This window comes from Synechococcus sp. Nb3U1, from assembly GCF_021533835.1.
Lineage (GTDB): Bacteria > Cyanobacteriota > Cyanobacteriia > Thermostichales > Thermostichaceae > Thermostichus.
Genome location: NZ_JAKFYQ010000001.1, coordinates 931,863 through 956,784 on the forward strand (window position 1 = coordinate 931,863; position 24,922 = coordinate 956,784).

At 53.7% G+C, this 24,922-nt stretch carries 21 protein-coding genes and 1 pseudogene; 10 read left to right on the forward strand and 12 right to left on the reverse strand.

The genetic code is table 11. The features are described 5' to 3' along the window. Positions 1 to 68: 68 nt before the first annotated feature. A complete protein-coding gene (gene acnB, locus L1047_RS04255; protein WP_235278856.1) occupies positions 69 to 2,702 on the forward strand; it encodes a bifunctional aconitate hydratase 2/2-methylisocitrate dehydratase in 2,634 nt (877 codons plus the stop codon). A 354-nt stretch (positions 2,703 to 3,056) separates the two neighbouring features. Here acnB and L1047_RS04260 read toward each other — a convergent pair whose 3' ends face one another. From L1047_RS04260 to L1047_RS04275, 4 genes are all read right to left on the reverse strand, one after another. Then, positions 3,057 to 3,869, reverse strand: coding sequence for an EAL domain-containing protein (locus tag L1047_RS04260; RefSeq protein ID WP_235277583.1), 813 nt, complete (start codon positions 3,867 to 3,869; stop codon positions 3,057 to 3,059). Next, on the reverse strand, positions 3,848 to 4,393 hold the full coding sequence (locus tag L1047_RS04265) for a GGDEF domain-containing protein (RefSeq protein WP_268836127.1): 546 nt from the start codon (positions 4,391 to 4,393) through the stop codon (positions 3,848 to 3,850). The genes L1047_RS04260 and L1047_RS04265 overlap by 22 nt, the downstream gene beginning before the upstream one ends. Before the next feature lie 122 nt (positions 4,394 to 4,515). Then, entirely contained in the window at positions 4,516 to 5,337 is an 822-nt protein-coding gene (locus tag L1047_RS04270) for a CHASE4 domain-containing protein (RefSeq protein WP_235277586.1), read from the reverse strand. Positions 5,338 to 5,519: 182 nt separating this feature from the next. Next, positions 5,520 to 7,040, reverse strand: a complete 1,521-nt coding sequence (locus L1047_RS04275; RefSeq protein WP_235277588.1) for a glycoside hydrolase 100 family protein — start codon at positions 7,038 to 7,040, stop codon at positions 5,520 to 5,522. Between the two features lie 518 nt (positions 7,041 to 7,558). Between L1047_RS04275 and L1047_RS04280 the strand changes: the two genes are divergently transcribed. The 3 genes from L1047_RS04280 (at position 7,559) to L1047_RS04290 (ending at position 12,097) form a co-directional block, all read left to right on the forward strand. After that, a complete protein-coding gene (locus L1047_RS04280; protein ID WP_235277589.1) occupies positions 7,559 to 8,413 on the forward strand; it encodes a pentapeptide repeat-containing protein in 855 nt (284 codons plus the stop codon). A gap of 100 nt (positions 8,414 to 8,513) precedes the next feature. Continuing rightward, a complete protein-coding gene (gene hflX / locus L1047_RS04285; RefSeq protein ID WP_235277590.1) occupies positions 8,514 to 10,265 on the forward strand; it encodes a GTPase HflX in 1,752 nt (583 codons plus the stop codon). Between the two features lie 95 nt (positions 10,266 to 10,360). Beyond that, the gene (locus L1047_RS04290; RefSeq protein ID WP_235277591.1) at positions 10,361 to 12,097 is read left to right on the forward strand and encodes a diflavin flavoprotein; all 1,737 of its coding nucleotides are present in this window, start codon (positions 10,361 to 10,363) and stop codon (positions 12,095 to 12,097) included. 50 nt (positions 12,098 to 12,147) lie between these two features. Here the strand turns inward: L1047_RS04290 and L1047_RS04295 are convergent, their stop codons facing one another. The 5 genes from L1047_RS04295 to L1047_RS04315 all read right to left on the reverse strand — a co-directional run bounded on the left by L1047_RS04295 (position 12,148) and on the right by L1047_RS04315 (position 15,861). Further along, positions 12,148 to 12,579, reverse strand: a complete 432-nt coding sequence (locus L1047_RS04295) for a hypothetical protein (RefSeq protein WP_235277592.1) — start codon at positions 12,577 to 12,579, stop codon at positions 12,148 to 12,150. A gap of 286 nt (positions 12,580 to 12,865) precedes the next feature. Continuing rightward, positions 12,866 to 13,516, reverse strand: coding sequence for a precorrin-8X methylmutase (locus L1047_RS04300; RefSeq protein ID WP_235277593.1), 651 nt, complete (start codon positions 13,514 to 13,516; stop codon positions 12,866 to 12,868). An 87-nt stretch (positions 13,517 to 13,603) separates the two neighbouring features. Beyond that, a complete protein-coding gene (locus L1047_RS04305; protein ID WP_235277595.1) occupies positions 13,604 to 13,945 on the reverse strand; it encodes a histidine triad nucleotide-binding protein in 342 nt (113 codons plus the stop codon). Between the two features lie 53 nt (positions 13,946 to 13,998). Further along, on the reverse strand, positions 13,999 to 14,337 hold the full coding sequence (locus L1047_RS04310; protein ID WP_235277597.1) for a hypothetical protein: 339 nt from the start codon (positions 14,335 to 14,337) through the stop codon (positions 13,999 to 14,001). A gap of 282 nt (positions 14,338 to 14,619) precedes the next feature. Further along, a complete protein-coding gene (locus L1047_RS04315; RefSeq protein ID WP_235277598.1) occupies positions 14,620 to 15,861 on the reverse strand; it encodes a hybrid sensor histidine kinase/response regulator in 1,242 nt (413 codons plus the stop codon). A gap of 354 nt (positions 15,862 to 16,215) precedes the next feature. On the opposite strand from L1047_RS04315, the gene L1047_RS16485 reads away from it, so the two are divergent. Together L1047_RS16485 and L1047_RS04320 are read left to right on the forward strand one after the other, a co-directional pair. Further along, positions 16,216 to 16,344: a hypothetical protein gene (locus tag L1047_RS16485; RefSeq protein ID WP_268836133.1), complete on the forward strand. Its 129-nt coding sequence runs from the start codon at positions 16,216 to 16,218 to the stop codon at positions 16,342 to 16,344. A gap of 48 nt (positions 16,345 to 16,392) precedes the next feature. Further along, positions 16,393 to 16,584 (forward strand): annotated as a pseudogene (locus tag L1047_RS04320) (hypothetical protein); the annotation flags it as partial. Here the strand turns inward: L1047_RS04320 and L1047_RS04325 are convergent. The 3 genes from L1047_RS04325 to L1047_RS04335 all read right to left on the reverse strand — a co-directional run bounded on the left by L1047_RS04325 (position 16,581) and on the right by L1047_RS04335 (position 20,003). Next, the gene (locus L1047_RS04325) at positions 16,581 to 17,192 is read right to left on the reverse strand and encodes a cytochrome c oxidase subunit 3 (RefSeq protein WP_235277599.1); all 612 of its coding nucleotides are present in this window, start codon (positions 17,190 to 17,192) and stop codon (positions 16,581 to 16,583) included. The pseudogene L1047_RS04320 and the gene L1047_RS04325 sit on opposite strands and share 4 nt — an antisense overlap. A gap of 54 nt (positions 17,193 to 17,246) precedes the next feature. Next, positions 17,247 to 18,953 carry a cytochrome c oxidase subunit I gene (gene ctaD / locus L1047_RS04330; RefSeq protein WP_443081678.1) on the reverse strand — a complete coding sequence of 569 codons (1,707 nt, stop codon included), beginning with the start codon at positions 18,951 to 18,953 and terminating at the stop codon, positions 17,247 to 17,249. A gap of 84 nt (positions 18,954 to 19,037) precedes the next feature. Beyond that, positions 19,038 to 20,003: a cytochrome c oxidase subunit II gene (locus L1047_RS04335; protein WP_235277601.1), complete on the reverse strand. Its 966-nt coding sequence runs from the start codon at positions 20,001 to 20,003 to the stop codon at positions 19,038 to 19,040. A 511-nt stretch (positions 20,004 to 20,514) separates the two neighbouring features. Here L1047_RS04335 and L1047_RS04340 point away from each other — a divergent pair. From L1047_RS04340 to L1047_RS04355, 4 genes are all read left to right on the forward strand, one after another. Then, positions 20,515 to 21,426 (forward strand): COX15/CtaA family protein, encoded by a 912-nt coding sequence (locus L1047_RS04340; protein ID WP_235278858.1) that lies wholly within the window; start codon positions 20,515 to 20,517, stop codon positions 21,424 to 21,426. 5 nt (positions 21,427 to 21,431) lie between these two features. Beyond that, on the forward strand, positions 21,432 to 22,430 hold the full coding sequence (locus L1047_RS04345) for a heme o synthase (RefSeq protein WP_235277603.1): 999 nt from the start codon (positions 21,432 to 21,434) through the stop codon (positions 22,428 to 22,430). Between the two features lie 177 nt (positions 22,431 to 22,607). Further along, positions 22,608 to 23,459, forward strand: coding sequence for a ribosome biogenesis GTPase YlqF (gene ylqF, locus L1047_RS04350; protein ID WP_235277604.1), 852 nt, complete (start codon positions 22,608 to 22,610; stop codon positions 23,457 to 23,459). Between the two features lie 87 nt (positions 23,460 to 23,546). Continuing rightward, positions 23,547 to 24,872, forward strand: coding sequence for a UbiH/UbiF/VisC/COQ6 family ubiquinone biosynthesis hydroxylase (locus tag L1047_RS04355; RefSeq protein WP_235277605.1), 1,326 nt, complete (start codon positions 23,547 to 23,549; stop codon positions 24,870 to 24,872). The last annotated feature ends 50 nt before the right edge of the window (positions 24,873 to 24,922 follow it).

The window sequence follows — 24,922 nt, forward strand, 5'->3', positions numbered from 1 at the left end:
GGATCCCTGCTCCAGGCGTAGAATAGGAATCCTTGTCCATTGCGTCTCGATTCGTGGAGGGGATCCCTATGCTGGCCGACTATCGCACCCATGCTGCTGCCCGTGAGAGCCAAGGGATTCCGGCGTTACCCCTCGATGCGGCCCAGACCAGCCAGTTGTGCGATCTGCTCAAGGCCCCGCCCACCGGGGAAGAAGCCTTTTTGATGCACCTGCTGACGGAGCGGATCCCGCCGGGGGTGGATGAGGCAGCCTACGTGAAGGCGGGCTTTTTGGCGTCGGTAGCCAAGGGGGAGACCAACTCTCCTCTGATCACCCCTCTACAGGCGGTAGAGATTTTGGGCACGATGTTGGGGGGCTACAACGTTCAGGTGCTGGTGAATCTATTGCAGGATCCCCGGGGTGACATGGCCACTGCTGCTGCTCGGGCCCTCAGCCATACGCTGCTGATTTTCGATGCCTTTCATGATGTGCTGGAACTCAGCCAATCTGGCAATGTCTACGCCCAACAGGTGATCGAGTCCTGGGTGAATGGCGAATGGTTTACCGGCAAAGAGCCCTTAGCCGAGTCCCTGACCGTGACGGTATTTAAGGTGCCCGGGGAGATCAACACCGATGATCTGTCGCCCGCTGCCCATGCCACCACCCGACCCGATATTCCCCTACATGCTTTGGTGATGCTAGAATCTCGCGCTCCGGGATCCCTAGCCACGATTGCCGAGCTGAAGCAGAAGGGCTATCCTGTCGCCTTTGTGGGGGATGTGGTGGGGACGGGATCCTCCCGCAAATCCGCCATCAACTCGGTGCTCTGGCATATCGGCTACGACATTCCCCATGTACCGAATAAGCGGGCTGGGGGGGTAATCCTGGGAGGCACGATCGCGCCGATTTTCTTCAACACTGCCGAAGATGCCGGGGCGCTGCCGATTCAGTGCGATGTCTCCGGGTTAGAAACCGGCATGGTGATCACCATCCATCCCTACCAGGGTGTGATCACCTCTGAGTCGGGTCAGACCCTCTCCACTTTCAGCCTCAAGCCAGAAACCCTCACTGATGAAGTGCGGGCCGGGGGACGGATCCCGCTGCTGATTGGCCGCGCCCTCACCGACAAAACCCGCCAAGCTCTGGGACTGGCTCCCTCGCCCCTCTTCATTCGCCCCACGCCTCCCATGGAAACGGGCAAAGGCTATACCCTGGCCCAAAAAATGGTGGGCAAAGCCTGTGGCCTGCCGGGGGTACGTCCGGGCATGAGCTGCGAACCCTTGATGTCCACCGTAGGATCCCAGGACACCACCGGGCCGATGACCCGCGATGAGCTCAAAGAGCTGGCCTGTCTGGGCTTTAACGCCGATTTGGTCCTGCAGAGCTTCTGCCATACGGCAGCCTATCCTAAGCCTGTGGACATCAAAACCCACAAAGAGTTGCCGGACTTTTTCGCCTCACGGGGGGGGGTGGCCCTGCGCCCCGGGGATGGCATTATCCATTCCTGGCTGAATCGGATGCTGCTGCCTGATACGGTCGGCACTGGAGGCGATTCCCACACTCGGTTTCCGCTGGGGATCTCGTTCCCGGCTGGCTCAGGGTTGGTGGCCTTTGCGGCTGCACTGGGGGTAATGCCTTTGGATATGCCAGAATCGGTTTTGGTGCGTTTTACAGGGGAGTTGCAACCCGGGATCACCCTGCGGGATATCGTCCACGCCATCCCCTATGTGGCTATTCAAAAGGGCCTATTAACGGTTGAGAAAAAAGGCAAAAAGAACGTCTTTGCTGGACGGATTATGGAGATCGAGGGTTTGCCCGATCTAAAAGTGGAACAAGCCTTTGAGTTTACTGATGCCTCTGCGGAGCGCAACTGTGCCGGTTGCACGATCAAGCTCAGTATTGAAACAGTTTCAGAATACCTGCGCTCTAACGTTGTATTGTTGAAAAACATGATTGCTCGGGGCTATCAGGATGCCAGAACCCTATTGCGGCGCATCGCCAAAATGGAGGAATGGCTGGCCAATCCCAGTTTGATGGCAGCCGATCAAGATGCGGAATATGCCGAGGTGATCGAGATTGACTTGAGCACCATCACCGAGCCGATTGTCTGTGCCCCCAATGACCCCGATAAGGTGATGACCTTGAGCGAGGTTTATGCTCAAAATGCAGCGGGCAACCCCGATACTCCCATCAACATTGATGAGGTTTTTATCGGCTCCTGCATGACTAATATCGGCCACTATCGCGCTGCTGCTAAAGTTTTGGAAGGCCAAGGGCGGGCTAAAGTGCATCAGTTCTGGATCTGTCCTCCCACTCGCATGGATGAATCGCAATTGCGTTCAGAAGGGGTGTATGGCACCTTTGCCGCTGTGGGTGCCCGCACGGAAATGCCCGGCTGTAGCCTCTGTATGGGCAACCAAGCCCGCGTAGAAGATGGGGCTACGGTGATGTCCACCTCCACTCGCAATTTCAACAATCGCATGGGCAAAGATGCCCGGGTTTACCTCGGATCTGCGGAACTTTCGGCAGCTTGTGCTCTGCTAGGACGGATCCCAACGCCTGAAGAGTATCAAGATATTGTCTCCAACAAACTGCAACCTTTCGCCGGAGAACTGTATCGTTACCTCAACTTCAATGAGATTCCCAACTTTGAGGACGAAGGACGAGTCATTCCCCTCGATCAAATGCCCAAAATCGAGGATTTGCTAGGGATCCGGTCTTAAGAAAAGGCTGGATCCGGATTGATTGGGCTGTAGGCACACCTCACAAGAGGGATCCGTGATGCAACCGCGAACCTTATCATCACCCGATTCACCAATGGGCAAAATCATCACCAGCCTCACTGTCATCAATCGGGTTGACCAGGCCAACACCGAAGATGGGTTGCTCCCTTCGGATAAGATTCGTTCAGTAACCCTCAACAATGTGCTAGTTGATAGTGCTAGTTGATACGGGGGCCACAACCCTTCACTTACCGACAGAGGTGATTCAGTAATTGGGACTCAAGCTCCTCAGAGAAGCGCCGGTGGCGACGGCGACAAGAACTGGTACCGCCCGTGTTTTTCAAGATACCAAAATCAACTTTTCCCTTGCCCAAGGAGTAGTTCCAAATTTTCAGCAGACTTCATCAACAAAGGGCGTGGATAATCAATAGCAAATCCCTGTGCATAATCAATACCTATTTCTTGTATCTTTTTCAGGATTTCTGGTGATTCTATGAATTCTGCCACAGTCTGTAATTGCATTACATGTGCTACCTGACAAAAGGCTTCCACAATCGCCAGATGGGCTGGGTTAGTCAGTAGATCTTGAACAAAATGACCATCAATCTTGATAAAGTCAACTGGCAGCTCTTTGAGATAAGTAAAAGATGACATGCCAGCCCCAAAATCATCTAAAGCGAATCGACAGCCTAGCGACTTAAATCTGCGTATAAATTGTGTAGCTCTTTCCAGGTGATTAATAGCAATAGTCTCGGTAATTTCAAGACAAATGAGCCTATTTGGGATCTGATATCGTTCCAATTCAGCCTGAAGGAAATCGGCAAATTCCAAGTCACTAATGCTGGCTCCAGAAAGGTTGACCGCATATGTGGCGGTACAGTTATCTAGAGGACACTCCTGCCAAACTTGGGAACATATTCTGGAATAGTTGGAGAACAGTGTATGGATAACCCATCTATCGAGCATGGGCATGACGCCATAACGTTCCGCCGCTGGGATAAATACACCTGGGCTCACTAAGCCTCCCTTTTCATCTGTAAGACGCAAGAGAACTTCGTAGTGTTTGCCTTCTGCTTGAACAGCAGTTTGAATTGGCAAGATTGTTTGTGCGAAAAGACAGAATCGATCTTCGCTCAGAGCTTTAGTTAATACTGAAATCCACTCCATTTCCCGTTGTTGACGGTTGAGTGTTCATCCCCAAGTTGATGAATTTGCACTCGATTTCGCCCCTGACATTTAGCAGCATAACAGGCAGCATCTGCAGCACTCATGATCTGAGCTAGGGTTTCTCTATTACTATGGAAGCTCGTTACACCAATGCTGACTCCTGGAAAGAAAACTTTATCTTGCCAGAGGAACCGATATTCTCGAATGGATTGATTGAGATTTACAGCAATTTTTTCCGCTTGTTCTAAAGTGGTGTTGGGCAAAAGCACACCGAACTCATCTCCACCTAGCCGAGCCAATATATCTGCTGAACGAAGTTGGGCTTGTAGAGTCTTGGCAACCTGTCGTAGCAACTCATCCCCGGCATTATGACCACAGGTATCGTTAACAACCTTCAGTTGATCTAGATCAAGATAGCAAAGAGAGTGTAATTTACCATCATTCAAAAGTTGCCCTAGTCTATTCTCAAACTCCCAACGATTGAACAAACCAGTCAAGGGATCCCGACTCGCTTGCCAGGCCAACTTGGCTTGATCAGCTTTCTGACGCTCCCAGAATGTAATAATTCTTTGGGATAGGGCGATAATTAAAGTCCCAAATAAGAGGGTGACACCACCAATAGATATAAATAGAAATCTTTGACTTTTTAAGCCTTGTTGATAAATTGTTGATAAATTGAACGATCTTGTATGGTTTGCAATAACAAGCCTGGATTACCGGAAAGATCCGACAGGATACTGTAGCCATGAATGGTATTTTCATTTTTAAGCCAAACAACAGTGGATTGTCCAGCAAGAAGCATATCAAGAACATCATTCCTTTGAAAGATGAGTTGACTGGAGAGGGGATGGAAAATAACTGTTTGACGAGTTTTGTTAGAGATATCATCAGTAATGTGTTGACTCAGGACTCTTCCAGTTAGAAGTTCTCCTTGAATAGGATCTGATTCGTTGCTTCGTACAATTGGACTTAAGCTAATTATAACTATATCTTTATTTACCTTGATAAATCCCGAGACAGGGGCTTTGGGATCCGAAGACTTGTCGAATAGATTATTGCTCCTTAGATAATCGAAAATCTCTTCTAGAAATGGATGTCTCTCGCCAGTGACTGGATCGTAGAAATCTCCATAGACTAATTGATTATTGGAATTAAAAAAAGCGATTAAGTCAAACCCGGAAGTCAAGAATACATCATAATATAAGTTATTTTCGACATAGTCTGGCCTGGGATTCTGAATAAATTCATAGCTGTCATCCCATACAGACCATTGATAATTCACAGCATTGAGCTGCTTAAGATAACCTTCGTAGGCTTCTTGAGCTCTTCCTACATTTCGACTCACTTCCTCTTCTTCGAGCTGAAGGTAACCTCTGTGTAGTGTGACCGACGCTAAGCCATACATTAAGCCAAGGAGTCCCACAGCCCCACTCAGTAGAGCAACAGTAACTTTCTGGTGTAGGGACATAAAAAACCTACACCGACTGACTAAAGACGGCATCATTGATCGAAAATCATAGGTTTGTATCAAATTTATCGCAAGACAGTGAAAAACTAGGGAAATCTCTCTTGTTAAACGGGATGTAAAAAGGATGTGTGTTCCTCTTGCTTCAGGGAATAGGTTTTAGAATCTTGCTCAGATTCTCCTTCTTAACAGCCTCGATACAGGGATCCCAGCTTAGGCAGATTAAACACGGTGGCATCTTCGGGGTTCACCTTGAGCAGATGATGAGCTAGCAGCAGCCCTGCTATCGTCCAGGTTTGATAAAGTCGTGCCTGTTGTCCCATCCACATCCCTGTAGGGCCATCGAAGTATTCTGCCCATTTCTGTTCTGGCAAGCGTTTCAGCAACTTCTGATAAGACTCCTGCAACAGATCCTGCATCGGCAGGTATAGCCAGCCATTGCGCAAACCGGAATCGGGGCCGGATCTCTGTGCACCCGAGCCTGGCGCACCCTGCTGATGACGCAGCACCGCCAGAATCAAAAACCAGAGCAGGCAGGGCCAATGTCCAGCATTGTGGTAGCACCAAGCGCGGTTTTTCGGGTCGTAGCCGGTTTTGTTGCGCCAGTCAACATCATCTAGAGGTGGATGACAAATGCGTAAGGGCATTTCCGCAATCAGCTCACCCCGGTTGTGCAAAATCAGGCTGAATAAAGCCCGTTGTTGGGCTTGAGAGAGTACATCGAAAATGGCCCCCAAACAGTTTCCCAACGAAAAAAAGCGAAAATCCAGGCGGCCCGTACGCACATTACCGATCAAATATCCCCCACGGGATCCCAGCCAGTGCTGCAACCAGTGGGGAATGGTTTCGGTTTGGATGTTGTACTCGTTACTGATGGCATCACCGTACTGTTCGGTCGGTCGTCGCCGCAACACCTGCACTGTATGGGTATTGACCCAATAATATTTCAGTAAATAGCGCCGCAGGCGTCTGGCCCAGTTTACCACCTGCTTAGTTTGCCAGACTTGCTTTTGGGCAAAGGGATCCCCTCCACAGCGCTCTTTGGTGTTCAAATCCAACTGGATTAGGGCTGCCGTGCTCAACAGAGCCCCGTAGAGCAACACCTGAATCTCCAGCGGACAGCCCCACACATCCATCGGACGATCGATCATAAAGGCTCCATCCGGCACATGCAGTGTCGGTGCCTCTCGGAACCCTGGATGCAAAATTAAATCCAAAAAGCGTTGCAAGCCATTTTGCACCTGGGGCTGCCGGGCCCAATCCTCATCTTGGCTGCGTTGCACGTACACATAGGCCAATATCGGCCACCAAAGCGTGGCATCCACCGAAATTACCCGTCCAATCGCCCGCTGGCCATAGTCCCCTAGTAAGCGATCTCCATCTACCGTAAAACTGCTGGGGAAGGTGCCTGCCGTTTGGGGATGTGTGCTCTGCAAACTGAGACAAGTATCCAAAAATCGGCGCATGATGTCTGCTCGTCCATCCAGCAGGAAAAACACCATCACCGGTACGTTGTCCCGGATGAACACCTCGTGATAGTTGAGGTCGGGGCTGGATCCCACCACCTTGAGCTGGCCTTCCACGTAGGCATGGGTTTTCTGAGGGATCGCCGCCAAGGTGCCGATCGGCTTGTCTTGGTAATAAACCATGGCACGGTTGTAGAGCAGATCGCGGGCAACGCGGATGATCTCGGCTTCGGGGAGCATACCAGTGTTTTATGGGGGCCGAGTTCTATTCTTACCGACCCACCCCAGCCCCGAAGAAAAAGCACGGGATCCGGATCCCTGACTGACCCCGAGGGGGCCGAAACCGCAGTTCCTCCCGTTCAAACCATAAACATATATAAACTAATGAGAAAACGGGTTGCGAATCTGAGTTTTTCTGCCAAGAAACAAGATAAAATCAAAAAATCAAAAAATTAGACCTAATTTTAATGACAAAAAATGGTAAAAAACGATGATTTTGATTGGCGATCATCGATCTGTCTTGACATCGACTTTTAATTTTTATTTTTAATTTGTATTAGCACCATCACAGATGCAGCCTTTTTCAACTTCACCCAGGCTCTTGAGCTAAGTAAACAACCTTATGGAACAAGGGATTGACCTAAGTCTGCTGTATCAGAATAGCGCTAGAAAAGTCTGTAAGGAGTGCTTGTCTGTAGACAAAGCTCTTTAATTTCATCCATGACAAATGATTTGAAAGCTCAGATTGAGAGGTAGGGATGGTGAATGCAAAAGAACTTCTGCTTCGTTACGATTCTGGCGAACGAGACTTTCGCGGTGTCGATTTGAGTGGGGAGCGGCTCACCCAGGCCAATTTGACAGGGGCGAATCTGAATGGGGCTATTCTGGTCGGCACCGATTTGAATGGAGCTTGTCTTCATCAGGTGGAATTGTCGGGCGCTTGCCTTAGTGGGGCAAAAATTACCGGTGCAGATTTATCGGCGGCCAATTTGGATCACATCGACCTAAGTGGGGCCAATTTGTGGCGCTCCGATCTGAGTCAATCTCTACTCACCGAAGCCAATTTGGGCCGTTCCAACTTACATGCTGTCAGTCTGAGCGGGGCCAACCTACACAAAGCCTATTTGAATGGAGTGAACCTAGCGGAAGCCAACTTGGTCGAGGCCAACTTAAGTGAGGCCAGCCTCTCTCGCGCCATTTTGAACCAGGTGAAATTGGCCTTTGCCCGATTGCAAGGGGCTGATCTGGAACAGGCAGAGTTGATACAAGCCAACCTCTCGGATGCTGATTTGAGCCGCGCCAATTTAATCGGGGCCAACCTACGGGATGCCCAGCTGCTGCGGGCCAACCTCACCGCAGCCAACCTGACTGGAGCCAATTTGTTTCGGGCCAACCTGATGAATACGCAGCTAGGTCTAGCCTGTTTGCGGGGGGCTAAATTGGATTGGGCAGAACTGACGGAAGCTAACCTAACCGAGGCCGATCTGCGCTGGAGCAATTGCGACAATGCCAACTTCAGCGGCGCCAATCTGCACAAAACCAACCTGACGGAGGTGAAGTTGGACTCTGCCATCCTGCGGGGAACCAGCCTCAGTCCTCGCCAGCCTGAGTAAAGGGATCCCGACCCAGATCCGACGCTTTGCATTTCCCGAATCCACAAGCTCCGGCGTGTATGGTGGATAAAAGTTCTTTTTTGGGTTTCTCGCCGCCCCTATGCCCAGGGTTAGCACCGCTTCCAACCAACCTAGCCAACGCTTCGCCAATGTCCACGGTAAAGGGTTAAAGCCCTACCAGCAAAAGCAACTGCAACGGCTTTACCAACTGCGCTTGCCCCCCAGTAATCTGGTGACGGTCGAGTTCGCCCAACGGCTGGGCTCCATCTGCCAAGAGTTGGACTATCAACCGATCAGCGTCTACCTGAACCGGCGCGGCCAAGTCATTCGAGTTGGGGTGGGATCCCCCTTTGAGACCCAAATCCCGGCCTGGGAATTGCCCCGCCAAGGGGCAGAGCGACTGTCGGGGATCCGCTGCATCACCACCCAAACGGGCTCGGAAGGGCCGGGGCAAAAGGCGCTCACCGCCATGGCTCTGCAGCGGCTGGATGCCCTGATCACCCTCTCAGTCTCTAAATCCAGCGGGCACCTACGGCGGGGGGGAACGGCTATCGGCTTTATCGAACGAGCCTATCTGGCCCATCTGCTGCCGGACGGAGAGAGCCGTTGGTCGGTTTCGGATCCCCTGCCCCTGGGGATTCTGGCGGAACAAGATCTACAAGAGTTGGTGGCGGATTTGGAGGATCAGTTTCGTCGTCAATTCACCGCCCGCCAGGTGGATCTGGATCAGGATCGGGCGATTTTGGTGGGGTTGCAGGAGTCTGGACAAAGCAATGAAGACCTGATGGATGTTTTAGCCGAGTTGGGCCGCTTGGTGGAAAGTGCCGGTGGGCAGGTGCTGCAAAGTCTGTGGCAAAAACGGGAGGGCCCCAGCTCTGCTACGGTGATCGGCTCCGGTAAGGTGCAGGAATTGGCCTTACTGGTGCAGGATTTGGGAGCCAACCTGGTGGTCTTCGACCGAGAACTCACCCCCAGCCAAGTGCGTAGCCTAGAGGCGGCGGTAGGAGTGCGGGTGGTAGACCGCAGCGAGGTGATTCTGGATATTTTCGCGCAACGGGCCAGAACCCGGGCCGGGAAATTGCAGGTGGAGCTGGCGCAACTGGAGTATTTGCTGCCCCGCTTGGCCGGTCGAGGACGGACCATGTCCCGCTTGGGAGGCGGCATCGGCACCCGTGGGCCTGGGGAAACCCAACTGGAAATGGAGCGACGGGCCATTCAACGGCGCATCAGCAAACTTCGCCAGCAAGTCCAGGAGCTACGCAACCATCGGCAGCGGCTGCGGCAACGACGGGAGGGATCCCAAATTCCGGTGGTGGCCATTGTCGGCTACACCAATGCTGGAAAATCCACCCTGCTCAATACCCTCACCCATTCTGAGGTTTATGCGGCAGACCAATTGTTCGCCACCTTGGATCCCACCACTCGGCGCCTAGAGTTACCCGATTATCAAGTAGTGCTGCTCACCGATACAGTGGGGTTTTTAACCGAATTGCCCGACCAACTGGTGGATGCCTTTCAGGCCACCCTCGAGGAGGTCACCGAAGCCGATGCCCTGCTGCACGTGGTGGATCTCTCCCATCCCAACTGGGAAGGGCAGATCGAGGCTGTGGAGAAATTGCTGGATCAAATGCCTCTTGCCACTGGCCCCCGACAACTGGTGTTCAACAAAATTGACCGGGTGGATCCCGAGTGGATGGAGGATGTGCGGCTGCTCTATCCGAAAGCCCTGTTTGTCTCTTCCACCACTGGCCAAAACCTGGATCAACTGCGGCATACCCTGACGGAGTTTGCCTCTGCCCTGTGTCCAAATAGCTCCGACTGGGAGGAAACAGGGGATCCCTGGAGCTCCTAAATGAAAAACATAAGCACTATAAAGTATAAGCGTTATAACATTCGGTTACATTGAGAACGAAATCGTTACCTGGCTGTACGCGAGAGGGGGAAAATATGGCCGTCACAGCAGTTGCACCTCGTCCAGCCCAGTCACACCTCACCCTACAAACCCTACCGATTGGGCCAGATACCCTGGCAATTCGTTCGCAGGACTGGGATCGAGATCGCTTTGATATAGAGTTTGCCCTGGAAAACGGCACCACCTACAACTCCTTTCTGATTCGGGGCGAAAAGGTGGCTCTGATCGACACTTCCCACGAAAAGTTTCGCCAGTTGTATCTGGATCTTGTGCAAGGGATCCTCAACCCTGCCGAGATCAATTACTTAGTAGTCAGCCATACCGAGCCGGATCACAGTGGGCTGGTCAAGGATCTGTTGGAGCTTGCCCCCCAAATCACGGTGGTTGCCTCCAAGGTGGCGGTGCAATTTTTGGAAGACCTGGTGCATCGGCCCTTCGAGCGGCAACTGGTGAAAAATGGCGACCGTTTGGACTTAGGTAAAGGGCATGTTTTGGAGTTTGTTTCCGCCCCCAACCTGCACTGGCCAGACACCATCCTCACCTACGACCACGGCACCCAGATTCTCTACACCTGCGATGTGTTCGGGATGCACTACTGCGACGACTTTGCTTGGGATGAACATCCTCGCCTATTGCAGTCAGACTACAAGCTCTACTACGACTGTCTGATGGGGCCCAATGCCCGTTCGGTGTTGTCGGCCCTGAAACGCATGGAAGCCCTACCCCCTATTGCTGCCATTGCCACGGGCCATGGCCCTCTACTGCGGCACCACCTGACCGACTGGGTGGAGCAGTACCGCACCTGGAGCCTAGAGCAGGCCAAAGCCGAACGGATGGTGGCGGTGTTTTATCTGTCGGGATATGGCCAAGCAGAATCTTTAGCCCAAGCCATTGCCCGTGGGATCCTAAAAACCGGCACCCAAGCTGAACTGGTAGATCTGCGGCTGGTGGATGCCCATGAGGTGCGAGAGCTGATGAGCCTGGCTGTGGGTGTAGTGCTAGGAATGCCACCTCAATCGGGGCCGGATGCGGCGGCAACCCAAGTGTTGCTCAAAACCCTACTGGCAGCCACCCACAGCAAACAGAGCTTTGGCCTGTTTGAATCGGGGGGAGAAGACGATGAGTCGGTCTATCTCTGTCGCAACACCTTACAGGAGATAGGTGCCAAAGAAGCCTTCGCCCCAATTTTGCTTAAGCAGCCCCCCAGCGAGGCGCTCCTACAATTGTGTGAAGAAGCAGGTACCGACCTAGGCCAGTGGCTAACTCGAGATCGCAGCATTCAGCAAATGAAAGCCCTCGATGCCGATCTGGATCGGGCCTTGGGCCGGATCAGCAATGGCCTGTACATCATCACCGCCCAAAAGGGGCAAGCCCATAGCGCCATGTTGGCCTCTTGGGTGGCCCAAGCCAGTAGTGAGCCGCCCGGGATCACCCTTGCCGTTGCCAAGGATCGGGCCATCGAATCCTTCATGCAAGTGGGGGATACCTTTGTTTTGAATGTGTTGCAGGAGGGCAACTATCAGTCGTTGATGCGGCACTTCCTGAAGCGCTTCCCACCGGGGGCCGACCGCTTCGCCGGAGTCAAAACCTACCCGGCTGCCAATGGATCCCCGATTTTGGCTGATGCCTTGGCCTATTTGGAATGCCGGGTGGTGAGCCGTATGGAAACCAGCGATCACTGGATCGTTTACAGCACCTTGGAAAAGGGCCGAGTCTCCAGCCTTGATGCTCTAACCGCTATTCATCACCGCAAAGTGGGCAATCACTATTGATCCCGACTGATCCCGAACATCCCATCCCACAGGGTTGCTTCCACCGTCCCTCAATAGGATCGCCGATACACCAAACCATCAGGCCGGAGAAAAAAGGGACTGTTTTGGCCCAAACTGATCCCACCCTGCTCCAGCTCAAAGGGCAGATCCTCTAGAAGTGCCTCAATCCAATTGGATCCCTGTCTGGTTGGGCTGTAGATGGCCTCTTGTAACCCTCCGGCTCTGGGTTGCGGAGCGTGTACCTGTTGCCAGTGCTGATATGGGCTGCTCGGGGTCGGAGCCATGGACGCAATGGAAGTAGGTTCCAACCGTGAGGATCCCCGAGCCGTCGCCACCGGGTAGGGAAAGGCATGAACGCTGGGGGCTTTCCCGTTAGGGTTTTGGAAGAATAGCGAGCCGTATTGAGTTTGCCCCCAAACGCCTTGCGCCAGCGTTAGGCCAAGGATACAGCTGCCACAGCAGAAGAGAACCGGATGTTTCATGGGTAAACCTCTAAAACCACGGAGGGGCTGGAGCAACTTCTCAAAAACGCATTGGATACAGCGCACCTCTATCTTGTCGATGCCAGAAGGAGGAACAAGTGACAGAGATCACTGGAGGAAGGTGAGTGTGCCAGAGGTGAGCGGAAGGCTTCCAAAAATCATGAACCTATTGAAGCAAAAATCTTCGCCCCAAACCTTACGTTGGAGCGAAAGCAATCCACGCTTTACCCCCACCCCAAGGGATCCCGAACGGGAGTACGGGTTGTTGACGGTGTTCTACAAAGCTCTACAAAGTAGCCGATTTGCTAGGGTGCTCGGCCCCACTCGCCCGCACGTAGGCATGCCAGGCCAGATCCAGGAGACTATCCAATACCGCTGCGGCCACGGCTGGGCCACCCTTGCGACCCTCGGTACGAATGTGGGGCACCATCGAATCCGCCAGATCCTGCTTGGCCTGCACCACATCGACAAAACCGGCAGGCGTGGCGATGACCAAAGCAGGGGCCACCTCTCGCTCCAAAATCAGCCGCACCAAGCTGGAAAGGGCCGTCTGGGATTGGCCAATCACGAAAATTGCCTCAGGATAGCGTTGGGCCAGGGTTTCTAGCCCCCAAGCGGAGCGGGTCTTATCCTTTTGCGGACGGGTAACGGCTTCGCTGCTGCAGTAGATGGGGTTGGAAAAGGTATTTTGAATGGCCAAGGCTATGCCAACTTGTACCATCGGCTCATCCACCACAATAGTGGTACGGGCCGCCAGGGCGGCTGCCCCCGCCTGTAGGGCTTCATTAGAGAAACGGATTAACTTCAGATACTCAAAATCTGCAGTAGCATAAATAACACGACGAACCACTTCGTATTCAGCAGGGGAAAGCTCGTGCTTGCCGACCTCCTGATCGATGATCATCAGGCTTTCTGCATCGGTCACATGCCACTCCATCGGTTCTAGACCTCGCCTGCTGGCTATCCTCAATGGCAGCATTGTACCCGGAGAGGCCGAGACTGGACGGCGAACCTAATGACCAACCTAGCCAGGAGGCCAACTCAACGAACGCCCACCCAGAACGTGCAGGTGCAAATGAAAGACCGTTTGCCTGCCGTCTGTTCCTTCATTCATCACCAGCCGATAGCCGTTCTGCAAACCCGCCTCGGCGGCCACCCGTTGAGCTGTCAACAGCAGATGACCCAACAACTGTTCGTGTTCTGGCTTAGCCTGGGAAATACCCGAAATGGGCTGCTTCGGGATCACCAAAATATGAACGGGGGCCTGCGGGGCAATATCTTTGAAGGCGAGAACCGTATCATCTTCATAAACAATTTGGGCGGGGATCTCCTTGCGGATGATCTTGCCAAAAACAGTGTCGCTCATGGGCCGTAGCGGTAGCAGAGAGGTTCTACCCTCAGCCTACCTGTTAAAGGCCTCTAGTGCTCGAGCAGCCACTCAAACTCCTGCTGCAACGATTGGATGTTCCCCACCCGTGAGACCAAAAGGCTATCTTCTCCGGCATCTCGTAGGCGGGAGCGCCACAATCCCACTAGGTCAGGATTATCACACCAAAAGCGGATCACCGTCTCGATTAATGGATCCAAATCCCAACCCCGACGGGCTGGCACCTCCTCCAGGCATCCCAACAACGCATCGAGGGTGCAGGGGCTTGTGCCCAGGTATTCCACCCCACAAGGCCGTTGCGCCAGTTCCTGTTGCTGGCAAAAGAAATGCAGGGCAGTGGCAATGCCAATAATCTCAAAGGTGTAAAGCATTTGATCAACCCAATAGAAGTGTCCTTTTGAAAGTAGAGATCCAACAAAAGTTCATTCAGCACTATTCCAGCACCATTCGGATCGACCTCAATTGGGATCCCTCTCCAACCGTAGTCAACCCGTATATTAGGCACTGATTATACTCAACTTCGACAAGCTGCCAAGTCCTAAAAAATTAGCAGATAGAAACTATATTTGCTAGCAGTCAAGAAGGTGGCCTGCTACTCCCAACGTGGGATCCACGGTTGGTTTGCCTCTGAACAGTAGCAGAAGGGAAAGTCCCTAGAGAGAATTGGATGTGGAATCCAATGGCAGAACAACTCGAAAAAGACTACCCTTGCCCACTTCGCTTTCCACCTCAATTTGTCCTTGATGCTGGTCAACAATACTCTTCACAATCGCTAAACCCAGGCCCGTTCCGTCCTCGGCCCGATGGGTGGGGTTATCCACCCGGTAAAACTTGGTAAACAAAAGGGGCAAAAATTCCGGCGGAATACCAATGCCCGTATCGGCAATTTGGATGGCGACTCGATTCGCTTGCGTCTGGATAGAGACCGTGATGGATCCCTGTTGAGGGGTGTACTTGATCGCGTTGGAAATTAAGTTGGAGAACACCTGACTCAACCCGGTGGCATCGGCAATGAGGGTCAGATCAGCCGCTGGGGGCTCAAAAACAACCGCTAGGGATTTGCTCTGAAAACTGGGCTGGAAGCTCTCCAGTTGTTGGCTAAGCAATTCCCCCAGGTTGACAACTTCCCACTGTGGGGGCATTCCCTGTTCAATGCGGGAGAGATCCAGCAAATCGTTCACCAACTTGAACATTCGTTCGGCGGAGCGATGGATTTGTTGAATCAATCCAGTCATCTGTTCTGGGTCTTTGCGCAGATCTTCTAAAGACAACAACAGGCGGGAAACTCCCAAAATGGAGCCGATTGGGTTACGCAAATCATGAGAAACGGTACTGATCAGCTGGTCTTTGAGCAAACTCAGTTGCTCGATCTGCTGGTTTTGATCCTCCAGAAGACGGTTACGTTCTTCCAACTGGGCGGAGCGTTCTCGCACTTTGGCTTCCAAAGAGGCATTTAGCTCTTGCAGAGCCTGGTTTTTAAGGGTCAGCTCCCGATCCAGGTCGTAGCTGCGCAAGGCTTCTTTCACCGTCAGACAAAGATCGATATCATGCCAGGGCTTGGAAATGTAGCGGTAGAGGCGAGCCCGATTGACCGCATTGCCCACATCATCTACATTGGCTTGCCCTGTCAACATGATCTTGATCGTCTCTGGGAAAAGAGTATGCACCTTGATCAGCAGCTCATCCCCCTTCATCCCCGGCATGATCTGGTCAGAAATGATGATCGGAATTGGGGATCCCTGTTTGTTCAGTTCGTCCAGAATCTCAAAAGCCTCATCGCCACTTTCCGCCAGTTCAATTTGGTAGTCTGCCCCCAAGCAGTGGCGCAATTGATCTCGCAGGCTAGCCAATACGGAGCGTTCGTCATCCACACAGACAATCGCGGGTTTTCTCATCAGCTTTGCTCGCATCGGTCTCTGGGGAATCTACTGGGGATCCGGGCAAATCGGCCATCTCTCAGGCTGCCAGAACCCCTGCTGTAACGATTATGAACCTCTTTCTGGATGCTTCACCATCTTTGTTCGGGCCGGCTAGAGATCCAACCTTGACTTTTTACGGAATTTGACCACACTGTGTCCTCAACTACGGAATGTGAGTAAGAGTATCTTCAAGGATATCCCCTAACTAGTTTGCCCAAAAGGCGTTGAGCTGCATTTATCCCGAACTACTTGCCTATCATTTGCCGATTAACAGAGATCCCCCTGTGGATCTCCTTGCGGTTGATCGGTACTCATTTTCTGGAGTTTGTCATGCTCGCCACTCAGCAGCCTGTTCTGAAACGGTTTTGGTATCCTATCTTACCCATGGCAGACCTACAAGACGGGCTGAAATCCTTCACCCTCATGGATCAGCCTTTAGTGGTGTGGCTGGATGGCTAGGGGAACCCAGCCGTTGCCGAAGATCGCTGCTGTCACCGCTCCGCTCGGCTTTCCAAGGGGATTGTCGTCGATGGCCATATTCGCTGCCTCTACCACGGTTTGGAAGGAACCGACCCGGATGTACCGTTGAATATCAAAGCCGAACAACACATGTCCAGCGACAAGCCGAGCATCCTCATGCGCCACAAGCTGGCTGCTTTCCTCAAGGCTCACAGAGAAGTCGAGGCAAGCCGCCGCTAGAGCAAGTAGAGCAAGATAAACAGCACGATCCAAACCACATCGACAAAGTGCCAGTACAACTCGGCAGCCTCGACACCAAAGTGATGCTCAGCACTGTAGTGGCCGGGCTTGAGAGAGCGCCACAACACCGCCAGAATAAACAACAGCCCTGCCGCTACGTGCAAACCGTGAAACCCGGTCAAGACGTAGAAGGTGCTGGCAAACAAGTTGGTGGTGAGGCCAAACTCTAGGTTGCTGTACTCATAAATTTGCCCCGCTAAGAAAATCGCTCCCATCAGAGCCGTGAGGGCAAACCACAGCCGCAGACCCTTGACATCATTGGCCTTGATAGCGGGCTCAGCCTTGTGAATCACAAAGCTGCTCGAAATCAAAATCAGGGTATTGATGCCGGGCAAGAGCAATTCCCGCTCGGGGGTGCCTTCCGGTGGCCATACTGGGGAGTTGAGGCTAAAGGCCAAATAGGCAATGAACAGCCCCAAAAACAGACAGGCCTCTGCCACCAAAAACACCAAAATGCCGAATACACGATGATCAGGTTGCTCAGCATGGGTAGCGTGGGCCTGAGTCTGTCCGACCACCAGCGTGTCAGGAGCGAGGGATCCTTGCATAGTTATCTACCCCTTCTCGATTAAAGCGTGCAGTTGTCAAAACCCAAAAAGACCCTAAGAGTGGGAAGACTCCGCTTCTATCAGCGCCAGTTCCCGCAGGGTTTGTAGCTGGGCGGCGAAGTAGTCGAGGGTTTCTTTACTGTGGAGACCATAGTCGTAGGGGCCTGTCAGCAAAATCGGATCCCCGTAGAAGTTTTGGTGGGGTGGGGGAGAGGTGGTCATCCACTCCAGGCTCAGAGCTTCCCAGGGGTTATCTCCAGCCTTACGACCCGCCACCCAAGAATAGATGGCATTGAACAGGAAGGGCAGAGTGGAAATGGCGAGAATAAAAGCCCCCACCGAGCTAATCCAGTTCAGGTCAGCAAATTGCGGGTCGTACTGAGCAACACGGCGCGGCATCCCCATCAGGCCCAGCTTGTGCATGGGCAAAAAGCAGATGTTGAAGCCAACAAAGGTGAGGACAAAATGTACCCGTCCCCAGAATTCGTTCATCATCCGCCCCGTCATCTTCGGGAACCAGTGGTAGAGGCCGGCATAAATGCCAAACACGCTGCCGCCAAACAACACGTAGTGCAGGTGAGCCACCACAAAGTAGGTGTCGTGAACATGCACATCTAGCGGCACGGAAGAAAGAATGATGCCGCTCAAGCCGCCGATCACAAACATGGAGACAAAACCCATGCCAAACAACATGGCGGAGTTGAGGCGAATCTTACCCCCCCACAAGGTGGCCAACCAGCTAAACACCTTAATGCCCGTCGGCACAGCAATGGCCATGGTAGCAATCATGAAAAACACCCGCATCCAATCGGGGGTGCCACTGGTGAACATGTGGTGCGCCCAAACGATCAGCCCCAAAAAGCAGATGGCCAAACTGGAGTAGGCAATGGCTTTGTAGGCAAAAATCGGCTTGCGGGCGTGCACTGGCAAAATCTCGGAGATCATGCCAAAGACGGGCAGGATCATGATGTAAACCGCCGGATGGGAGTAGAACCAGAACATGTGCTGGTACACCACCGGATCCCCGCCACCACTGGGGTTAAAAAAGGCGGTTCCGGCCAAGAGGTCAAAGCTGAGCAGGATCAAAGCTCCAGCCAAAACAGGAGTGGCAATGAGCGTTAAAACCGAAGTGGCGAGCATGGCCCAACAAAAGAGGGGCATATCTTCCAGCTTCATCCCCGGCATCCGCATCTTGAGGATGGTGACGAAGAAATTCACCCCCGCCAAAATCGAAGAGGTTCCCCCCAACAAAATGCTCAGGATCCACAGCTCCTCACCCACTTTGCCGCTGATCAAGCTCAAGGGGGGATAAGAAGTCCACCCTGCCGCCGGAGCCTCCGTGAGCAAGCTCACCAAAAGCAGGATCCCTGTGGGCGGAATCATCCAAAAGGCCACCGCATTCAACTTGGGAAAGGCCATATCCCGCGCCCCGATCATCAGGGGCACCAGGTAGTTGCCAAAGCCCCCCACCAAAGCCGGCACAATCCACAAAAAGATCATGATCGTGGCATGGACGGTAAAGGCGCCGTTGTAGCGCTCAAACCCCAAAAAGTCGGCCTCTGGGGTCGCCAGTTCAGCCCGTACTGCTGTCGCCAACGCCCCTCCCACCAAGTAGAAGAAGAAGGTGGTGACCAAATATTGGATCCCGATCACCTTATGGTCGGTGGAGAAGGTAAAAAAGCGCCACCAAGGTTCAGAGGGCAACTCCATCTTGGCTAGGGGAGTGGAAGCGAGGTTCGGATTTTCTTGTAGCTGGGTCATTGCAAGCACGCTCCTAAAGGGCGGAGACCAAAAGCGGGAGCAGGGATCCCTCGATCAAAAACAATTCATTAGCGGCGGTTCTACCTAGCCAGAAGACTGAGCTCCGAAATGTTGGTGCAGGGCTCGGATATCGGCTGGGATCCCCAGCCGTTGCTGCTGCGCCTTGGCAAAGGCGGACTTGGATTGAGCCTCTGGGGCAAGTGCCAGGGCGCTACCGTCAGGACGAGCAGCTAAGATCTGTTCTTCCTGCCAACTGTCGAAAGCTTCCGGAGTATCCACAAACAGTTGCCCGCCCATAACCCCGTGATAAGGACCGCACAACTCGGCACAGACAATCGGATACTCGCCCAACTCACTGGGCACAAACTCTAGGTGGGTTTCTCGGCCAGGGATGACATCCTGCTTGAGGCGAAACTGGGGCACCCAGAAGGCATGGTTCACATCCAGGGCCGTCATATCCAGGCGAACCCGTTTGTTGAGGGGAAGGTGCAACTCACTCGCTACCAACCCCGACTCGGGATAGGTAAACACCCAAGCATATTGCATGCCCTGAACCTGCACAACCAAATCGGGCTGGCCCACCTCTCCACCGGAAACCACTACAGGCGTGTAGGCATAGCTGGGATCTTCCGCCTCGTAGGTAGCTTCTTCCATCGCCATGGCCATCCCAGAGTGGGCATGTCCCCCAACATCCACACCGCCGTTGATGGCTTGATACACATCTAGGCTGGCCACCCCCAACCAGAGGATGATAATGGCCGGTACCGCTGTCCAGACAATCTCCAGCAGCACGTTGCCGTGGTTGGGATCCCCGTCTCCCTCGTCACCCCGCCGTTTGCGGTAGCGAATAGCACTATAGAGCAGTACCCCCTGCACGATCAGAAAAATGCCGGTAGCAATGGTGATGGTGCTGTTAAAGAGGCTATCGAACAGGGGGGCGGAATCGGCGGCCGATTCGGGAAGAAGATGATGGTTTTGCCCGTACCAGATGCTGGTGATGGTCAGGAGGATCCCGACTGCGACCAAAATAATATTGTTGAGCGCGCTCACAACTGCTCTTCCCCAATGCAAAGTATGTCCACCTTAGCAAGCTCCCCAACGGAGCCTAGCCTGCTTGGGCGCGACTCTTCCATTTAGTTCACAGGGGCTGTGGAGGATTGGACAGGCTTATGGATCTCTTCAGGATTGGGGATAGGAAGATACCAAAACCCGAGGGGCTTGTAGTAGAGCAGCTCAAAGAAATTCTTAAAAAGCCTTCGCTCCCCGCAAAACCGCTTTTAGGATTCGTTACAGGGACACAATGCTGAATTCGGAATCTCCGGTTGTCCTTAATGAAATCGCTCTAAGCATTGGCACAGGCTGTTTTTTGGGCTTAGCGATCTTTGAAAAGCAATCTTTATCTAAGTATTTAAGCGTGATGGATTCATTGATTTCCCAACCTCTATCTTCGGAATCTGCGGATACTGACCGGGATCCCTTGGCTTCATCTTGGGGTTCCAGTCAGCTCACCCTCAAGCTGGGTCGGGTTCTGCTGGGGTTGGCAGCGACCACCTGGCTGTTGATGGGCTTGGGCAGTGCCACCCGTGTCATGAATGCCGGCTTGTCCTGTCCCGATTGGCCTCTCTGCTATGGGGAAATTGTGCCCAGCCAACAGATGAACTTGCAGGTATTTCTGGAATGGTTCCACCGCATGGTGGCTGCCGGGGTGGGGGTGGCGACGTTGACGTTGATGGGGTTTGCTTGGCTAAAGCATCGGTCTTTGCCCACGTGGCTGCCCTGGGGCCTCAGTTTTGCGTTTGGGTTGATTTTGGTGCAAGGGATCCTAGGCGGGCTGACGGTCACCGAGCTGTTGCGTTTCGACATTGTCACGGCTCATTTGGGCACAGGCCTATTGTTTTTTGCCACGCTCCTTACCTTAGGGCTGTTGGCATTGCCCAGTTTTGGATCCCTTTCTCCTGCTGATCCTACTGCTGAAGAACCTAGAGAGCGGGGATCGGTGGGGTATTTACCTTGGCTTGGCTTGGGGGCAGTGCTGTTGGTGTATGGCCAGAGCATCCTGGGGGCGTTGGTGGCTTCCCAATGGGCTTTGCATCAGTGCTTTGCTTCGGGAGACCTGTGCGGGGTGATGAACAGCCACTTACTGGGGGTGGCCCCGGCCACGATTGCGGTGTTGGTGGTTGCGGTGGGTACTGGGCTGATGCGCAAACGGATCCCGAAGATCCTGAAGGTTTTCGGCCACTCCACTACAACGATTTTGCTAGCCCAAGTGGGGATCGGCATTCTCACCTACCGTTTCCGTTTGCAGGTGGAGCCTTTGACCGTAGCCCACCAGATGTTCGGGGCAGCTTTACTGGGCTGTCTGGTGGGGTTTACAGTGCTGGCTTGGCGGATGCAACACAGTGCTGACGAAGAGAGACTTTCTCCGGTGAGCCGGAAGCGGGTGGCCGTGACAGCAGAAATTACCAGCGAGTGAGTTCCATGCAGGATGTTTTCCAAGATCAATCGACGCGGATCCCTTTCCAGACTTGCCATCACCAGACGGTATCTCAGGTTTTTCGCAGCTACAGCCAGTTAATTAAACCGAAAATCATCGCTCTGTTGTTAATGACCACGGCGGGGGCGATGTGGATGGCGGGTAACACCGACCCGGTGAAGTTTGCCATCACCCTCTTGGGAGGAGGAATGGCAGCTGCGGCTGCCAATGCCATCAATATGGTGTACGACTCGGATATCGATCAGGTGATGGAGCGTACCCGCCACCGCCCTTTGCCCTCCGGTCGCATTCAAGTTCGCGATGCGCTGATTTTTGCTGGGATCCTGGCTTTGGCTTCCTTTGGGCTGCTGGCTCTTTTTACCAACCTGCTGGCTGCCAGTTTGGCCATGGCTGGGATCCTGGTGTACGTGGGGGTTTACACCCATTGGTTGAAGCGTTCCAGCACGCAGAACATTGTCATTGGGGGTGCAGCGGGGGCAATACCCCCTTTGGTGGGCTGGGCGGCAGCCACCGGTGAACTGAGCTGGGCGGCTTGGGTGATGTTTGCCATCATCTTTTTGTGGACACCGCCCCACTTTTGGGCCTTAGCCATTTTGAAACAAGAGGACTATACCCGCGCTGGGGTGCCAATGTTGCCGGTGGTGGCAGGGGAACGTTCCACGGCAGTTCAGATTTTGCTCTACACGCTCTTGATTTTGCCGGTGAGCCTCTCTTTGGTTTACCCATTGCATGTGCTCGGATCTTTTTACCTGGGGGCTGCCCTGCTGTTGGGATCCCTCTTGGTTTGGAGAGCGGTGCAGTTGCTTCAGGAGCCCCAGAATCGGGATCGGGCTGGCTCGCTGTTTATGTTTGCCAACTTGTATTTACTGTTGTTGTGTGGAGCCATGGGTTTGGATAGCTGGTCGTTGACCCATACCTTTTGGGGGCAAGCCACAGCATCCCTACAAGGGATTTACACCACCTGGATTGGATCCCTGAGCTGAATGTGGGTGGAGCTAGTCCAACAGTTGGCTCTTTAGGGTTCACCTTTACAACCTTTTCTGACTTCATGGAGACACAAGGTAAAGAAGAAATTCTTGTCGGATAAAGGGTTGGTCTGCATCAGCTGTAGTATGTATCGCTGGAAAAGGCTGTATGTTCACTTTTAGAAGTCTGACGGCATGAGTTCTCCGGCCATCCAGTGGTATCCCGGGCACATTGCCAAGGCGATCAGCCAGTTGCGAGACCAGTTGCAACGGGTGGATGTGGTGATTGAGGTGTTGGATGCGCGGATTCCGTGGGCCAGTCGCCATCCAGAGTTAGGGGGCTGGTTGGGGGAAAAGCCGCGAGTCTTGGTCTTGAACAAGATGGATTGTGTGGATCCCTCCACCCTGAAGGCTTGGCAGGATTGGTTTGTCGGGCAAGGGATCCCGGTTTATCTCACCAACGGCCAGTCGGGAGAAGGGGTGAATCGTCTCAAACAGGCGATCTTACAGCTGGGGCAATCGGTGAATGCACGCCGCCGGCAGCGGGGGATGCGGCCTCGAGCGATTCGGGCGGTGGTGGTGGGCTTTCCCAATGTGGGCAAATCCGCCCTGTTGAATCGGCTGCTGGGGCGGCGGGTGGCGGAGAGTGCGGCCCGACCGGGGGTCACACGGCAACTGCGCTGGGTGCGGTTGGGAGGTGATCTGGATTTGCTGGATTCGCCGGGGATCATTCCGCCCCTGTTGCCTGATCAAGAGGCCGCAACCAAGCTGGCTATCTGTGATGATATCGGTGAGGCCGCCTACACACCGGAATTGGTGGCAGCTCGTTTTTTGGATCAAGTGCGGGCGGTTCACCCTGATGCTGAGGTGATTTTGCAAAAGCGCTACGGTTGGTCAGGATTGATCCCGATGGGAGAAGTTGCCGTGCATGAGTTGGCAGAGCGGCAATATCAAGGGGATCCCGAACGGGCAGCGCGGCAAATCCTCAACGACTATCGCAAGGGGTTACTGGGGCCGCTGGCTTTGGAACTCCCACCTGACTCCTGAAAGGAGCTTGGGTCTCTGTTCTGGCGATCTGTCTGCTTTAGGGAACAACTCTAGAATAGGAATTGAGCATAGTTGCTGTGATCCCTCATGATCTCTTTGCACGCCCCTGCCCTATCCTTTGCCCCTCTCCCTAGAGTCAGCGAGCCGGAGGTTAATCCATTGGATTTTGAGGTGGTGATTGTTGGGGCGGGTATGGTGGGATCCACACTGGCAGTTGCTTTGGGACAAGCCGGGATCCGCGTCGGGTTGATCGAGAACCGCGATCTGAACCAGGGAATAGGGCCGGATGGACGAGCCAGCGCTTTGGCCTTGGGAACAGCACGCATCTTAGAACGGATTGGGGTATGGCCCCGGATGCAGTCTTGGGGGGTTTCTCCCATTTACCGCATCCAGGTTTCGGATGGGGAGAGCCCCTGGCTGGCTCAGTTGCGCCGTGAAACCATCCAAGCACCGGCTCTGGGTTACATCGTGGAGAACCAGATCACCCAAAAAGCCCTATTGCAGCGGATCCGGGAGTGCCCTTCGGTAACGGTTTTTAGCCCAGCCCAGGTGCAAGGGCTTTGCTCTGAGCCGGATCACATTCGGGTGGAACTGTCTGGGAAAGGCTTGTCCGGCGGCTTGCGAACGGCACTGCTGGTGGGAGCAGATGGTGCCCGTTCCCGGTTACGAGAATGGGCCGGGATCCCGCTCTCCCGTTGGGGCTATGGGCAGGTGTGCATTGTTTCCACCCTTACCCACGAGTTGCCTCACCGACAGGTGGCCTACGAACGCTTTCAGCCCAGTGGCCCCTTTGCCATTTTGCCTACCCCCGATCCCCACCGTAGTTGTGTGGTGTGGACAGCCCGACAGTCAGACCGAGACCGATTGATGAGCCTGTCGGAGGCGGAGTTTTTACAGGCCATTCAGCCTTCCTTTGGCTCCCAGTTGGGGGCTTTGCTAGCGGCTTCCCCCAGGGCGTGTTACGAACCGCAGCGGGCCCATGCCCAAACCTATATCGGATCCCGACTAGCCTTGATTGGGGATGCCGCTCACACCACTCATCCGGTCGGGGGGCAAGGGGTGAACTTGGGCATGCGGGATGTGGCTGCTTTGGCCGCCCTGGTGATCGAGGCGAAAACTGCAGGCAGGGATCCCGGCCATCCGACTTTATTACAAGCCTACGAACGCTGTCGTCGCCCGGAAAACGCACTGGTCCTTTTCGGAACTGATGTTGCCAATCGCCTCTTTTCCAACCAGAGTTGGCCTTTATTGATCTTGCGCTGCTTAGGATTGTGGGGCCTGGAGGCTTTGCCGCTGCTGAAACCGGCCTTGATGCGCCAGGCAATGGGGATCCGCCCCCAACAGCCCCAACTGCAGGATCTCCCTCTCCACAACGAGCCCCTGCCCACCCCTGTCTCATCCATCCTGTTTTGAAAGTTACAAAAGTGCGGCCAGGGATCCCCTACTGTGGCATCACTGCATAC